Source organism: Litorilituus sediminis, assembly GCF_004295665.1.
Lineage (GTDB): Bacteria > Pseudomonadota > Gammaproteobacteria > Enterobacterales > Alteromonadaceae > Colwellia > Colwellia sediminis.
The window spans coordinates 398,895-414,825 of record NZ_CP034759.1 but is presented as its reverse complement, the minus strand read 5'-3'; the positions used below and the strand labels follow the sequence as shown (position 1 = coordinate 414,825).

Here is a 15,931-nt window from a genome sequence, read left to right as displayed (position 1 = left end):
TTGGTTTAGAATCCTGACACGCCTTAAATTAAAGAGATAAAACAGGTAATGAATAACTCTCTCAACGTAAGTAATGAAGAAATTGCAAAATTTGAAAGTGTTGCCAGCCAGTGGTGGGATTTACATGGTGACTTTAAGCCATTACACCAAATTAATCCGCTGAGAGTGCAATATATATGTCAGCACTTAGCGCAACAAAATTCAGGTAATGATAACGGTCTGTTTAAAAAACAAGTCATTGATGTTGGTTGCGGCGGTGGTATTTTAAGTGAATCTCTTGCCAAGTTAGGCGCAAAAGTTACAGGTATTGATATGGGTGAAGAACCATTAAATATTGCCAAACTTCATGCCTTAGAGAGTAAGCTTGAGATTGACTATGAAAAAATCACAGCGGAAGAGAAGGCAAATAACAGCGCCAATACTTTTGATATAGTCACTTGTATGGAAATGCTAGAGCATGTCCCCTCACCTGAGTCTATCGTGCAAGCTTGTAGTGATATGGTAAAGCCTGGTGGCTTAGTCTTTTTTTCCACACTAAATAAAAGCATTAAAGCTTATTTACTGGCGATTGTTGCTGCTGAAAAGTTACTTAAGCTGGTACCTGATGGAACACATGATCACGATAAATTTATTCGTCCATCAACATTAATTGGCTGGGCTGAAAAACATGGATTAAAATGTATCGATACCTGCGGTATCCATTATAATCCGCTTACGGAAAACCATACCTTATCACCATCTCTTGATGTTAATTACATTATTTGCTGTCAGAAGCTTGAGGCATAAGGTGCATTAATAAACAACTTGATTATTGTTTGAGCTAAAAACATAAACCTTTGAATTGTAAGAAAATTTCATCTTACTATGTAAAATTTAGCTAGCCCATTAAATTTTTAGATAAAAATTATTTTGATAAAAATTTAATGGGAACTTTTATCAAAATAATGATTGATTTTGTTTAAATGCCAAATAAAATAACGCTACTAGGTTAGTAGCAACTAACACAAACTTTGTAAGTCAAATCCCCTAAAAAAAGCAAGTGTTTTTAGCACTTGCAAAATAGCTAAAACCTCATTATCTTGTGCCTAGAATTATAAAAAACCCTAGATATTGTGCATTCAATGCTCAGTTGTTATTTCAACGCTTGAATTAAAGATGTTTGTACATTTTTTCGAAACGCGTAGGATTTTTTATTAGGGAAAAATAACAATAATTGCTATGCAGGTACTTCATGAACAATAACCTTTTTGTAACCAAACGAAATGGCGAAAAAGAAGCCATTGATTTAGAAAAAATTCACCGCGTAATAGCGTGGGCAGCTGATGGCCTTGAACAAGTATCTGTATCTCAGGTTGAGTTAAAATCTCACATTCAATTTTATGATGGCATTAAAACTGAAGACATTCATGAGACTATTATTAAAGCTGCTGCCGATCTTATCTCAGAAGACACGCCTGACTATCAATATTTAGCGGCAAGATTAGCAGTATTTCATTTACGTAAAAAAGCCTATGGTCAATTTGAACCGCCAACACTCTACGAACATGTTGTTAAGCTTGTTGAAGCAGGAAAATACGATCAGCATTTACTAGCGGATTATAGTGAAAGTGATTTTGCTCATATGCAAAGCTTTATTGATCATAGCCGAGACTTAAACTTTAGCTATGCCGCAGTTAAGCAGCTAGAAGGTAAATATTTAGTTCAAAACCGTGTTAGCGGTGAAATTTATGAAAGCGCGCAGTTTTTATATATCTTGGTTTCTGCTTGTTTATTTGCAAAATACCCAAGTGAAACACGCTTACAATATGTAGAAGAGTTTTATCATGCGATATCGCGTTTTAAAATTTCATTACCTACACCAATCATGGCTGGTGTACGTACTCCTACTCGTCAGTTTTCGTCTTGTGTATTAATTGAATGTGATGACAGCTTAGATTCAATTAATGCGACATCAAGCTCTATTGTTAAGTACGTTTCTCAACGAGCTGGTATTGGCGTTAATGCCGGTCGTATTAGAGCGCTGGGTAGTAGCATTCGTAGTGGTGAAGCATTTCACACAGGTTGTATTCCGTTTTATAAACACTTTCAAACAGCCGTTAAAAGCTGCTCTCAAGGTGGTGTACGTGGTGGCGCGGCTACCCTGTTCTACCCTCTATGGCATTTAGAAGTTGAAAGCTTACTTGTACTAAAAAATAACCGTGGTGTTGAAGAAAACCGGGTAAGACACCTAGATTACGGTGTTCAATTTAATAAATTGATGTATCAACGTCTTATTAAAGGTGGCTCTATTACATTATTTAGCCCAAGTGATGTCCCTGGCTTATATGATGCCTTCTTTGAAGATCAAGAAAAGTTTGAACAGTTATATGTGCAATATGAAAACGATGAGTCAATTCGTAAAAAACGTATTAAAGCGATTGAATTGTTTACTTTGTTTGCCCAAGAGCGTGCTAGCACAGGTCGAATCTATTTGCAGAATGTTGACCACTGTAATACCCATAGCCCGTTTGAACCAAGTAAAGCAGCTATTCGCCAAAGTAACTTATGTTTAGAGATTGCCTTACCTACTAAGCCTTTAAATGACATCAATGATGAAACGGGTGAAATAGCCTTATGTACGTTATCGGCATTTAACTTAGGCGCTATTGATTCATTAGATGAATTAGAAGGTCTAGCTGATTTAGCTGTTCGAGCACTAGATAGTTTATTAGATTACCAAGACTACCCCATTGCAGCAGCAAGAAATGCCACTATGGGTCGTAGAACCTTAGGTATAGGTGTTATTAACTATGCTTATTACTTGGCTAAAAATGGTATGTACTACTCAAATGGCAGTGCCAATAACTTAACGCACCGTACTTTTGAAGCAATTCAGTACTACCTACTTAAAGCATCGAATCAGTTAGCTAAAGAGCAAGGTGCTTGCCCTAAGTTTGATGAAACACGCTTATCACAAGGAATTTTACCAATAGATACTTATAAGAAATCTATTGATGATATTACCGGTGAGCCATTGCACCTTGATTGGGAAAGCTTACGCGCCAGCATTAAAGAATTTGGTGTTAGAAACTCTACTGTTTCTGCGTTAATGCCATCAGAAACATCATCGCAAATATCAAATGCGACCAATGGTATTGAGCCACCACGTGGCCTTATCAGCGTAAAAGCCAGTAAAGATGGTATTTTAAAACAAGTAGTACCTGATTATAAAAACTTAAAAGATAACTACGAGTTACTGTGGAATATTCCAAATAATGATGGCTACCTTGAATTAATTGGCATTATGCAAAAGTTTGTTGATCAAACTATTTCTGCCAACACGAATTATGACCCTTCAAAATTTGAAGGTGGCAAAGTACCAGTAAAACAGATACTAAAAGATATCTTAACCGCCTATAAATTAGGCGTTAAAACCATGTATTATCATAATACACGCGATGGTGCGACTGACGATGTTGAAGTTGAAGATGACGGCTGTGCTGGCGGCGCTTGTAAAATCTAATAAAACTAAATTACCATTAAAAATTAATAACAAGGGCTAATACAAATAGCCCTTGTTATGCCAAACATGGCGTACAGGAATAACAACCATGCCTTATACTACCTTTAATCAAACTCCAAATGATGCTTTACTTGAGCCTATGTTCTTAGGCAACAGTGTTAATGTGTCACGATATGACCAACAAAAATTTAATGCTTTTGAAAAGTTAATTGAAAAACAATTATCATTTTTCTGGCGTCCTGAAGAAATTGATGTGTCAAAAGATAGAGCGGATTGGCAAAGTTTAACTGATTCTGAAAAGCATATTTTTATCTCAAACTTAAAATATCAAACGCTTTTAGACTCAATGGCTGCCCGTTCAGTAAATGCCGTGCTACTGCCATTAGTATCATTGCCAGAAGTTGAAACTTGGGTCGAAACTTGGGCCTTTAGTGAAACGATTCACTCTCGCTCATATACGCATATTTTACGTAACTTATTTACTGAGCCAGGTGAAGTTTTTGATGATATCGTAGTAAATCCTGCTATTTTAAAACGCGCAACCAGCATTGCTAAATACTTTGATGATGTCATCTTAACGACACAGCTATTACAGTCTCAAGGTGAAGGCACTTATGAGGTTGAGGGTAAATCAATCGAAGTTACCACGAGAAAACTAAAAGAGCGTTTATACTTGGCAGTTTGTTCAGTGAATGCCCTTGAAGCAATCCGTTTCTACGTAAGTTTTGCCTGTTCATTTGCTTTTGCCGAGCGAGAATTACTTGAAGGTAATGCAAAAATCATAAAACTCATTGCACGTGATGAAGCGCTTCATTTAACGGGTACACAGCACATCATTAATAATTGGGCTTCAGGAAAAGATGATCCTGAAATGCAAACTATTAGTGAAGAAATGCGTGACCAAGGCTTACAAATATTTTTAGACGTTGTTGAACAAGAAAAAGAATGGGCGCAATATTTATTCAAAGATGGCTCAATGATTGGCCTAAATGCAGAAATCCTTAACCAATACATCGAATATATCTCAAATCAACGCCTCGCAGCGCTTGGTTTCGATGCACCTTTCGCAATAAAAAGTAACCCGTTACCATGGATGAATGCATATTTAGTCAGTGATAATGTTCAGGTTGCTCCGCAAGAATCTGAAATATCGAGTTATTTAGTCGGCCAGGTAGACTCTTCTGTCGATGCTGATGATTTTGACGATTTCGACTTATAAGCTACCAATAATCTCAGGTTTGTCTCTTTGTTCTATTATTTATTTTTAGCAATGAAGAGACTGCCCGTTACAAGCATCAACACGTTATGACCAAAATAAAGGTTCAAGGAAGAGAGCTAAATTACCTTAATAAAGAAGAAACGCTGTTAGAGTGCTTAGAAAGTGCCGATATAGAAGTCCATTACCATTGCCGAGATGGCTTTTGCGGTGCATGTAGAGTTACCTTAACGTCTGGTCAAGTCGCCTATCCCAAAGGTGAGCCATTAGCTTTTATTGCTGACGGTGAGATTCTTCCCTGTTGTTGTATGCCAATTACCGATATCAGCATAGAAGTTGACGAGTAATTAAGCGAGTTGCAATTGCTCTTCAATACTCTTCATTACTAAACTAAGTTCAGGCAACAACAGCTGTAATTTGCTTATATAATCAGCTTCTTTTTCTTCATTTATGGTTAAATCTAGCGCTTTTGAAAGTTCAAATAAATGCATTGCTCCCACAGAGCAAGCCACTCCCTTAAGCGTATGAACAAGATGCTTGGCACGTTTTATATCGCCATCAGCAAACGCCTGTTGCAGCTTTTCACCATCAAGGTGATGATCTTGATAAAACATTAATAAAATTTCATTAAAAAGCTCTGTATCGCCTAAAACATTACTAATACCAATCTCAATATCAATTCCCGCTAAAAGCAACTTATGACTTTCAGCTATCAGCTGCTCCTCTTTACTTTCAAGCTCAGTTAAGTTCTTTATCGTTTGCATAGACTCTTCATTGTTATCTATAGCCTGACTGCCATTAACAACGCAATTACGACCATTTGTCTTGGCCTGATATAGTGCTAAATCAGCCTGTTTAAGTAAATCATCAACGACAATGTGTTTAGAGCAAGCAATAGCAAAACCAATACTCACCGTTACTGTAATAGGTTTTGTTGATTTACAGTTAACTTCAACTAACGTGTTGGCAACCGTATGCTTAAAACGTTCACAAACTTGTAGCGCTTCATCTGCATGACAATTAGGCAAACAAACCGCAAATTCTTCTCCACCAATTCGGCCAACAATATCATAATCTCTAAAAACACGGTTAAAACAGCGGCTAAACTCAAGCAAAACCTTATCACCGATAGCATGGCCATAGTCATCATTAACCTGCTTGAAATGATCTATATCTAACATCACCATAGCAATTGGTTGCATTGCTCTATTTGCTTGGCTTGCCGCTTTTGTACTTAAGTCAAAAAAGCGACCTCTGTTATTAAGACCAGTTAAGCAATCCGTGCTTGCCAGGTATTCTAACTCAATTGTTTTATCCCTCAAGCGTAACGCGTTACCAATTCTAGCCAGTAAAACTTTAGCAACATAAGGTTTAACAACATAATCCGATGCGCCATATTCAAGTGCTGCAACAACCTCATCTTCATTATCAGAAGCAGATAGCATGATCACTGGGATATCAGCAATCGCCTTATCGGCTTTAATCGCTTGTAGTGTTTCTAAACCTGACATACCAGGCATATACAAATCCAGTAAGATTAAATCGACTTTATCATCCTTTAAAATTTGTAACGCTTGTTCACCAGAGTCACAACAGTTTATTTCTCGCTCAGGGCTTGATAAATCAAATGCGAGCAATAACTGAGTATCTTTGGCATCATCAACCACCAAAATTGAGTGCTTTGTTGGTAAGGTCATCTATTATTACACTCCTATAAAAAACACCATATAAGCGGATTTTATTGCACTCTCAATCAATAGCAGAAGCAATTACAGTGCTAGAAACTCTGCTAACTCTTTTGAATTAAAAGGCTTCCTTAATACTGGGTAATCCCAACTTCTGTCTTCAATTGCGATATAACCACTGATCGAATACACTTTAATTTGATTAAACTTATCTTTAACCATATTAACCGCTTCTTTTCCTGTTAAGTCTGGCAAAATCATATCCGTAATAAATATATCAAAGTGGCTATTGCTCGATAAAATGCTCATTAGCTCTTGTTTGTTATTGGCAACAACAACGTTAGCGCCTTTACTTTCAAGAAATAAAGCAACAAACTCTGCAATACTCACCTCATCATCTAACACTAAAATGTTGGTATTTTGATAAGTTAAGGTACCTTTTGGAGTATCTGGACAATGATATTTACCCGCTAGCTCTTTACACTTAAACACTAAGGTAAAGTGTGCACCACCAAGATCACTATAGCCCTCCACTTGCACTAAGCCATTGTGCTTATACATAGTGTTGTAAACATTCGCTAAACCAATGCCATTACCTTTATTAACCGATTTAGAACTATAAAAAGGGTCAAAGACTTTAGTTAGATTTTTTTCCTCAATACCTATACCACTGTCCTTAACGTGCACTTCTAATCGATTATCTGTTGCTAAATTAGCAGATATTTCAATTTGACCACTAAGACCTTTCTCTTGAATAGCATCTTGAGCATTAAGCACTAAGTTAAGCAAGATATTAATAAACTCTCCTTGAGGGAAATTAATAGTGCAGTTAATGTCTGGAAAATCAAACGTTAAGTTAATAGTGCTTAAAAGCAATTGCTTAAACAAATATTGGTTATCTTTAATATCTTGAATGGGATCAAAACTCACTACTTTCACTGTTGGTTTACGTGTAAAGGCGAGTAACCGCTCTGTTACATCTTTTCCCTTATCAATGGCATTTTTAACACGCTCAATGTAAGTAGAAATATCTTGCTCCCCTTTAGCTACTTTAAGCTCTAACATTTCTATTGCCCCAAGCGCGACACCTAACACATTATTGATATCATGAGAAACATTGCCAAAGGTATTACCTAACAGCGCCAGCCTGTTTGAGATAATTTGCTGTTGCTCCTTTCTAAATTTTTCGGTCACGTTTTCAACAATCCAAATATAAATACCTTCCTGTGCTTCATAAGTGACAGATAAGTCAAAAACACTATTGTATTTATCAAAGCTTATATTGGTTTGTTTAATTTGCCCTCGCTCTTTCGCTTGCTTTTTAAAGTCCATGTATTCAGTAATACTAAAGTTAATATAATTGAACAATACTGAACTGGCGCCATCATAATGTGGCGAAATGTCTTGATAAACAACATTGTCATTATCATCAATGAAGAAAATAGGTACTCGAATGGTATAATTCACCATAGCAAGTAACTTCAATTTCTCGAACATGTCTTCGCTACGGGTAATGTCTTTATACACGCCAAAAATAGCTTGTACTTCACCGCTTATATTACGTTCAACTTCAGCAATAATTTCAACTTTTACTTTTTTACCGTCGGCAAGAATCAGCGCCGTTTTCAAATAAAATGGTTCGAAATGTTCTGTCGCTGTACTCATCAAGGCTTTAAATTTTGCTCTGTCTTTGGCAATAATAAAGTCATGGATATTTTCAAGACTAGGCCGAAATGTTTTTGCCAAAACACCATGTAAACGAAACACTTCTGGCGACCAAATAATCGTTTCATCTTTTAAATCAAAGCGCCAATGGCCTGAATTACTGATCCGCTCAGCAAGCATTAACCAATCATTTTGCTTTTTCAGCTGACCTATCATCTGTTTAGTTTCGGTAATATCTTTTACCGTACCAAACATTAAACTTGCTCGACCATCAACCCGCTCAACAACTTTACCTAAAGCATGTATCCATAAATCTTTGCCTAAATTGTTTTTTAAAGGGTAAGAAACGTCAACTTTATCAATATCTCCCTTTAAGTGCCTTTCAACCTGAAACAATATATCTTGTAGTGCTTCCTGGCTTATATGTTTGTCCCAAACGTCTCTTGAGCCTATATATGCTTCGTTTTCATAGCCAAGCAACTTCATCAGTTGAGCTGAATAGTATATGGTGTCTTTAACTAGATCCCATTCCCAATACGCTTCATCAACGCCTTCAAGAACTTTATGTGCTAGATGTAATGATTGTGCTTTCAAAATAACTCATCCTCCTCATCAAATTCTTGATGAATTGAATCACAAGCTTGCTCGGTATTAAGCATTTGTAGCTTATCAACGCTGTGCAATGCTTGATCAAGCAGCTGAGACACTTCCATAAAGTTTATGTCATCTTGCGAATGTTTTTTTAACGCGCCATGCACCATATCTGTCAAGTAATCTTCTTGCTCTTGCGTCATATCGAGAATATGAAAGCTAGTTCCCATTTTTTGTACTATTTCATTCATCACCTCTTGCTGATGATGCTTTGAAATCTCAACCATTTTTTTGGTCGTTGAAACAGCCTGTTTAATTTGTTCCTGCACATCAATAAGTGAGTTTTTATAGGTTATAAACGCCATTCTCGCGCCAATACACTCGATTACTGAGGCAAGTGCATCAATATAAATATCAGTATCTATGGTGCCATCTTCTAAATTTAAAATTAATACAGAAACCAAGTTATGATTGAATATCGTTCTAGAGCCAAATCGATAAAGTCTAGGCTTTACTTTTAATAGCTCCATCACTTCAATTTCTACGGGTGAACACACGCCCTTTTGAGCATTAAAAAATGTCGGTTTTTCATTAATAGGATAAAAAGCGATACAACCATGTAAGCCCATACTGTAAAGATAAGAAAAAACCTCATCCCGAATTTCTTCTGTGGAAAAACAGCGATTTAATTTTGAAGTAAGCTGCATGCAGCTACCGTATTTAGAAGCCTGCGCCATTGAAATATTAATGACGTTCTCTTTAGATTTGATTTCATCTTCAAAATCGTGAATTTTATCTTGATATTCAATTAATTTTTCTAATTTTGAATGTAAGGCAATAAGTGAGATAGGTTTAGCGAGAAAATCATCTGCACCGCACTCTAAACCGCGCAATATAGCTTCTTCACTCGCCAGCCCAGAATATAATACAAAGGAGGTAGGCGCATTCTTTGTACCATGATGCTTTTTAATCCAGCTAGAGCCCTTTTCAAGACCAATATTTTCATCAACTAAGGCAATATCAAAGGCCAAGTTCTCCTTTAATAAATCTTCAGCAACCGCTAGATTGCTCGCGCATTTCACTTCAAAAATATCTTCTAAACTTTCTGCAAGTAACTTCAAGTAATCAATATCGTCATCAATAATCAATATATTGTGCTTTACCATATTCAAATCCTTCTTAATTTTCACTACTTACAAATCAACTCATGTCACTCATTACATTAACTAATAGCGTATACTTTCCTAACTAGGCAAATGCCATACGTAACTGGCAGTAACAGTTGCGCCAGCGTTTTGATACTCTAAGGTGTCACAAAGCTGATTAACCAGTTCTATTCCCCGACCACTTAAACTTGCGCCACTTTCAACAGCAACACTGTTATCTCGGATGACATCCAATATTTCAAAGCCAGTACCACTGTCACGAATAACTACCACCATCTTGCCACCCCGGTCGAAAGGGTAATATCTTAATGCAATACTGACAAAGCCAGTTGTTAAGCTCTCTAAACGTTTAGTTCTTTCATTAAAGTATTGGCTAAAACCTTGTGCAGAATCTTTTAGTGAAGAGCTTAGTCCTAACACACCATGATCAAGGGCATTAACAAACAGCTCAGTTAAAATAGTATATAAGTTATGCCAATGCTCCCCTGCACCTTCAATCTCATTAACCTGGTTCATCACAAGTGGTATTGGGTTTACTGTTTTTAATGATGCTCCCGTTAACTCCATACTCCATGACCAACTTGGGTTGGCATCATCATACATATCATCATTATTGATACTTTGTGGGATAACAACTTTGCTTGTTTGGGCTGATGATTGCCAGCCAGTACAGGGGATATCCACTAATGAAATATCATCTTCTTGTGGCATATTATGACAAAAGTCTTGCAGAGAATTGTTTACATTGTTAACAATAGCGTTTTGTGCAGCACCTGCAGTCGCAGCCTTTTCAAAGCGTTCTACACCGAACAGTTGCCCTTGTTCATTTCTTGCTTCAATTATACCGTCAGAAATAAACACTAAACGATCATCATCACTAGTGTCATAAATACTCAACTGTGCATCTGGTAACAAGGTCTTTAAAATACCTAAAGGTGGGTGGTTTGAGGGAAGTCGGTACTTTATTTGTCCTGTGGTTGAGATGATATAACCATCAGGCATACCGGCATTAAAAATATAAGCCGATTTTTCATGCTCGGAGATACAAGCAAAACAAGCAGCAAAAAATAAGTCACTGGGTAATAAATTATGCAACTGCTTATTTAACTGAGCGACAATTTCCAATATGGAAAAACCTTTTTTGGTCATAGCTCTAAAGGTTTCTGCAACAGGTATTGCCCCAATTGATGAACGCAAACCATGGCCCGTAAAATCACCTAATAAAACATTAACATCACCATTAGGGCATAAGGCTGTCAATTGAATATCACCACTAAATATGGTTGCGGCCTTTTTAATAACGCTTACTTTATCTAAAGCAAAGTTTCTCGCTTCTATGACTTCAGACATCATTTTTTCAGCTAACTCAGCATCACTTTGTTGCTCTTGCTGTAAGTTTTTTACTTGCTGGTAAAGATTGCTTATACGTTGAATTGATTTAATTTTAGCTTTGAAAACTGGTGGTGAAAAAGGCCTGACTAAAATACCATCTCCCCCGGCATCAACACTATTTATAAAAGCTTCGTCGCTATCCATACTGGTAATAAAGATTAATGGCGCTAAATTACCTTCACCTGATAGCTGTTTAATTTTCCTTGCTGCATCAAAGCCATTCATGACGGGCATATTGATATCCATCAATACCAAGTCGGGTTGATGTTTAATATAACGTTCAACACCAGTTGCACCATCATTGGCAACAATAACTTGATAGCCCTCCTCCTCAAGCAATACGGTTAATACCTTACATTGAGTCTGAGAGTCATCTACCACTAGCGCAAACATTTGATTTTTAGCCATTTACTATCCTTGGAAACTAACCGATGAGTAACTATTCAATTGTTATTAATCGATGGAATTGTGCTATTTCAAGGATCTTGTTTACGGTTTCACTCGGTTTACTAATAATCAGCTGACCGGCATTCATCTCAACATGATCTTTAAGCAACAAAATCATGCCCAAAGCAGAGCTATCCATATAATCCGTTTGGCTTAAGTCCAAAATATAGGTAGTGTCAGGTTTATCATAATGGCTGTATGCATCTCGAAACTCTTGGTGCAGAGAAAAGTCAAATCGCTCTTTTATCGAAATCACTAACTGCCTACCTTCATCGATTACATTAGTAGAAACTGTCATATTTGTAACTCTCCCTATCAAGTATTAGCTATAAATTAAGTAAACTAATTTAATTAAAACAACTCCACGTCACCTTCATTTAAATCAAATTGCTTCACGCTACGGTTTGCTTCTTCATGCTTGGTTTTTTGGTAAACGTTTTGACACTTTTCTTTCAAGTCCAATAATTGCTGATGAACATTAATATCTTTATTAGGACCAAATTGAGCCAACACATCACTAACACTGTGAATACTCTCGAGATTAAATTGCAAAGATTGCAGTGATTGCCGCGTTAAATCTTCAAATTGCAATGATCTTATACCTAAAGATACCGCCTCATTAACTTTCGGAATAATAATGCCCAAATCATCAATGCTTGTATTAGTGTATTTATTTACCTCTTCCACATGTTTCATCATCACCGACATTCTATCTTTTGCTTCCAGTGTAGACGTCATATCAGCTGATGCCATAGTTTCAACAGAAACTCTCAGCTTAGCGATTATTTCCTTGGCTTGATTTATCTCATTACGTATTTCTTGATTCAGTTCAGTAGAGTCCACCGACAAAGAACGAACTTCATTGGCAACAACCGCAAACCCTCTGCCCGCATCGCCAGCGCGTGCTGCCTCTATCGCAGCATTTAGTGCTAATAAATTCGTTTGTGTTGCCAGCCCTTCTACTTGTGCAAGAATGCTAAAAATACCATCAAACTGTGACACCATATCATCGGTATAACTCATGGTTTCTAAACTTTGTTTACTGGTATTTACAATCACATTAACAAAGTCATCTAAAGTCTTATTTGAGTTTTCCACAAAACTTTCTAAACTCGTTCCTTCTTCATCACCCATATCATGATTTTGATTAATCAATTCTTTAATCATGTCTTGTTGTTGTTCAGTCAAGCTTTCTAAGCTTTTAAAGCTATCAGATATCCCTTGAATGGCTTCTTCCACTAAAGATGCTGTTCGAGTGATTTCATTTTCAATAATACTAATCTCTTGATGTAAAAAGATTTGTAATTCATTAATCACTTCATGAATTAACTGATTATCCACCTCTGGCATTTGACTGCTGTCAAGCTGAGCATATTGTTTAATGGGACTTTCTTGTTTAAACCAAAGTAATAAAACAGAGCTAAAACAAGCAATTACACAAAGATAAAACAGCCAATTTACTTGAAAGAATAGTTGATTAATAACGAGTAACAAAATGACTAATTGTAAAAAAATATATAACTTCTTATTGATGTGCATATAACGCCTCTTTCATTTGCTCTCGCGTTAATTGACTAAACGCCAAAACATTAGCGGTTATTTCTGCTAGCGGTAATTGAACCGTATGAGCGTCAAGCGCAAAGGCTTTTCCTGGCATTCCCCAAATTAAACTTGTCGCCTTATCTTGAATAACAGTTCGTGCGCCTGCTTGCCTTAATTGCAGCATTCCCTGTGCACCATCTTGCCCCATACCCGTTAGCAATATCGCCTGAACGTTATTGGCAAATTCTGTTAATGATTCAAACAAAACATCAACCGCGGGTTTATGCCGATTTACCTCAGGCCCATCTTCTAACGTACAAAACAAAGCGCCATTTTTTTGCACTACAACTAAGTGCTTATCACCAGGTGCGATATAAGCATTACCTACCTTAATTTTTTGACCATGACCTGCTTCTTGCACTTGGATATGACAAAGGGCATTGACACGCTCAGCAAAACGCAAACTAAAGGTCTTAGGAATATGCTGGGCAATAACAACCGGAGGGCTATTTTCTGGTAGCTTAGTTAATATTTCTTTTATGGCTTCTGTACCACCTGTGGATGCACCAATGGCTATTAGGTGGTTATTTCGAGCACACCCTTGATATTTTTTAGGGGCATTAGTGCCTTGGCGTGTCGGAGTTTTGCTAATGGTATCAGCTAATTTAAAATTCTTTTGATCAACGTTACCTGCTTGAGTTACTTTCTCAATAATCGTTTCTTGAAAACTTTTTTGTGTTGCTAATAAATCTTGAACGCTTGGCTTAGCTATAAAGTCAACCGCGCCTATCTCAAGCGCCTGTAGCGTTATATCGGCTCCTTTTGTTGTTAACGTTGACAACATAACAACTGGCATAGGCCTTAATCGCATCAAATTATGTAAAAAGGTGATGCCGTCCATTTTTGGCATTTCAACATCTAGCGTTAACACATCGGGGTTAAGTTTCTTAATCAACTCCCTAGCGACAAAAGGGTCTTCTGCCTCGCCAACAACCTCAATGTGTTTAGCTGCACTAAGTGATTCTTTTACAATACTTCGAATAACTGAAGAATCATCAACCACCAGTACTTTAATTTTATCCATGATGTTAACCCTATTTTAAATACATGCGAGCAATATTATTTATAACTGTGGCACCTGCTCCCTATTAAAATAATTCAACCTCACCTTCTTTAGGTTGATGCTCAATTTTACTGCGGTAATCAATTTCTCGTTTAGTAATGGTATCATTATGTAAGTTGTCTAATCGCTTAACAAAAGCCCGACCACTACTGGGTTCAAAAATAACTTTCCTTGGAAAAATATCACCTATATCACTGCTTTCAATTTGAATGTTTTCTTGTGCTAAATACGCTAAAGCAAAGTCAATATTACGTTTACCAACATCTGACATTTGATTTAACACTTTTGCACCACCAAATAGCTTTGCCCTTAAATTTGCTCTACGACCACCCGCTTTTAAAATAGTATTAATCAGGTGCTCCATAGCAAAATTCCCATAACGGGTAGCATCAGATGTCTTTTCACGTTGCCCCCAGTTAATTTCGTGTAACTCCTTATTGGTGATCGGCAGCATAAAATGATTCATACCGCCAATATGTGTACGACAATCCCAGATGCACGCTGAAATACAAGAGCCTAAGGTCGTTGCTATAGCGACATTATCTGTGGTCATATAGAACTCACCTGGTAAAATTTTGGCAACGACCATATCTCTTTGCTTATCCCAATAATGATTTATTTCACTAAACTCAGGTAAACAAGTTGCTAAGCATTGCTCTACTAGTGGGTGATTTGTTCTATCCACATGAACCTCTTTCAACAAGTGCATGATTATTTAGGTTTTCGAAAGATTGTTCTGCCAACACACTCAAAGTACTGTTGGTAATGGCCTAAACTCTCACTGTGTCCCAAAAACAATAACCCGCCTGGCGTTAACAATTCATAGAAACGTGAAAAAAGCTCTTGCTGGGTTTTTTTATCAAAATAAATAATGACATTACGACAAAAAATAACATCAAATGGTCCTTTCATCGGCCAGCTATGCAGGAGGTTTAACAACTTAAAGGTAATAAGGTTTTGCAGCTTTTCATGTACCTTGACATAGTGCTGATTTCCATCATTACTTTGATAGAAATACATCTTTTTTAATGCCAGAGGCAAGTGCTCAATTCGTTTAAAATCATACACGCCAGCTTTTCCCTTAGCCAAAACATTACTATCAATGTCTGTTGCTAATATTTTTGCATCCCATTGATTTAGTTCTTGCTTCAATGCTTCAAAGATTGTCATAGCAATACTATAAGGCTCTTCTCCCGTTGAGCTTGCGCATGACCAAATTCGAAGGCGATTTTTACCTGTACTATCAACACGCTTTAACTTTTTCAACTGAGGTAGTTCATGCTCAGTTAAATAATCAAAGTGATGCTCTTCCCGAAAAAAACTGGTTAAATTTGTTGTTATTGCATTGATAAAATAGTTTTTCTCCTGCTCGCTATTTTCTTTTAGCAAAGCACAGTAATCACTAAATGACTTAAGTTTTCTATCGCGAATAATACGGGTTAATCGTCGATAGACCATTTCTCTTTTATTGGCATTTAAGACAATCCCTGTCGATTGATAAACAAATGTGCAGATAAAATTAAAATCATCATCACTGAGTCTAACAACTTCAGCGCGCTGTGCTGCACTTTTATCATGATTGGTATAATTTACCATATTCAC

General features: G+C 36.8%; 13 protein-coding genes. 4 read left to right on the top strand and 9 right to left on the bottom strand.

Going from position 1 to position 15,931, the window contains the following annotated elements; all coding sequences use genetic code 11:
- Window positions 1–48 precede the first annotated feature (48 nt).
- The 4 genes from ubiG to yfaE all read left to right on the top strand — a co-directional run bounded on the left by ubiG (window position 49) and on the right by yfaE (window position 5,065).
- Window positions 49–786: a bifunctional 2-polyprenyl-6-hydroxyphenol methylase/3-demethylubiquinol 3-O-methyltransferase UbiG gene (ubiG, locus tag EMK97_RS01870; protein WP_130598920.1), complete on the top strand. Its 738-nt coding sequence runs from the start codon at window positions 49–51 to the stop codon at window positions 784–786.
- Between the two features lie 445 nt (window positions 787–1,231).
- Complete coding sequence (nrdA, locus tag EMK97_RS01865) at window positions 1,232–3,502, top strand: class 1a ribonucleoside-diphosphate reductase subunit alpha (RefSeq protein ID WP_130598918.1); 2,271 nt, start codon at window positions 1,232–1,234, stop codon at window positions 3,500–3,502.
- An 88-nt stretch (window positions 3,503–3,590) separates the two neighbouring features.
- Complete coding sequence (gene nrdB, locus EMK97_RS01860) at window positions 3,591–4,721, top strand: class Ia ribonucleoside-diphosphate reductase subunit beta (protein ID WP_130598916.1); 1,131 nt, start codon at window positions 3,591–3,593, stop codon at window positions 4,719–4,721.
- An 86-nt stretch (window positions 4,722–4,807) separates the two neighbouring features.
- On the top strand, window positions 4,808–5,065 hold the full coding sequence (yfaE, locus tag EMK97_RS01855; protein ID WP_130598914.1) for a class I ribonucleotide reductase maintenance protein YfaE: 258 nt from the start codon (window positions 4,808–4,810) through the stop codon (window positions 5,063–5,065).
- Here the strand turns inward: yfaE and EMK97_RS01850 are convergent, their stop codons facing one another.
- The 9 genes from EMK97_RS01850 to EMK97_RS01810 all read right to left on the bottom strand — a co-directional run bounded on the left by EMK97_RS01850 (window position 5,066) and on the right by EMK97_RS01810 (window position 15,925).
- Window positions 5,066–6,415 (bottom strand): diguanylate cyclase, encoded by a 1,350-nt coding sequence (locus tag EMK97_RS01850; RefSeq protein WP_130598912.1) that lies wholly within the window; start codon window positions 6,413–6,415, stop codon window positions 5,066–5,068.
- Between the two features lie 72 nt (window positions 6,416–6,487).
- Window positions 6,488–8,662 carry an ATP-binding protein gene (locus tag EMK97_RS01845; RefSeq protein WP_130598910.1) on the bottom strand — a complete coding sequence of 725 codons (2,175 nt, stop codon included), beginning with the start codon at window positions 8,660–8,662 and terminating at the stop codon, window positions 6,488–6,490.
- A complete protein-coding gene (locus EMK97_RS01840; protein WP_130598908.1) occupies window positions 8,659–9,825 on the bottom strand; it encodes a response regulator transcription factor in 1,167 nt (388 codons plus the stop codon). Before EMK97_RS01840 ends, EMK97_RS01845 begins: the two co-directional genes overlap by 4 nt.
- Window positions 9,826–9,903: 78 nt before the next feature.
- Complete coding sequence (locus tag EMK97_RS01835; RefSeq protein ID WP_130598906.1) at window positions 9,904–11,625, bottom strand: ATP-binding SpoIIE family protein phosphatase; 1,722 nt, start codon at window positions 11,623–11,625, stop codon at window positions 9,904–9,906.
- A 31-nt stretch (window positions 11,626–11,656) separates the two neighbouring features.
- Window positions 11,657–11,962: an STAS domain-containing protein gene (locus tag EMK97_RS01830; protein ID WP_130598904.1), complete on the bottom strand. Its 306-nt coding sequence runs from the start codon at window positions 11,960–11,962 to the stop codon at window positions 11,657–11,659.
- 53 nt (window positions 11,963–12,015) lie between these two features.
- On the bottom strand, window positions 12,016–13,203 hold the full coding sequence (locus EMK97_RS01825) for a methyl-accepting chemotaxis protein (RefSeq protein ID WP_130598902.1): 1,188 nt from the start codon (window positions 13,201–13,203) through the stop codon (window positions 12,016–12,018).
- Window positions 13,190–14,290, bottom strand: a complete 1,101-nt coding sequence (locus tag EMK97_RS01820; RefSeq protein WP_130598900.1) for a protein-glutamate methylesterase/protein-glutamine glutaminase — start codon at window positions 14,288–14,290, stop codon at window positions 13,190–13,192. Before EMK97_RS01820 ends, EMK97_RS01825 begins: the two co-directional genes overlap by 14 nt.
- A gap of 64 nt (window positions 14,291–14,354) precedes the next feature.
- On the bottom strand, window positions 14,355–15,014 hold the full coding sequence (gene cheD / locus EMK97_RS01815; protein ID WP_246028853.1) for a chemoreceptor glutamine deamidase CheD: 660 nt from the start codon (window positions 15,012–15,014) through the stop codon (window positions 14,355–14,357).
- A gap of 26 nt (window positions 15,015–15,040) precedes the next feature.
- The gene (locus EMK97_RS01810; RefSeq protein WP_130598896.1) at window positions 15,041–15,925 is read right to left on the bottom strand and encodes a CheR family methyltransferase; all 885 of its coding nucleotides are present in this window, start codon (window positions 15,923–15,925) and stop codon (window positions 15,041–15,043) included.
- Window positions 15,926–15,931 lie beyond the last annotated feature (6 nt).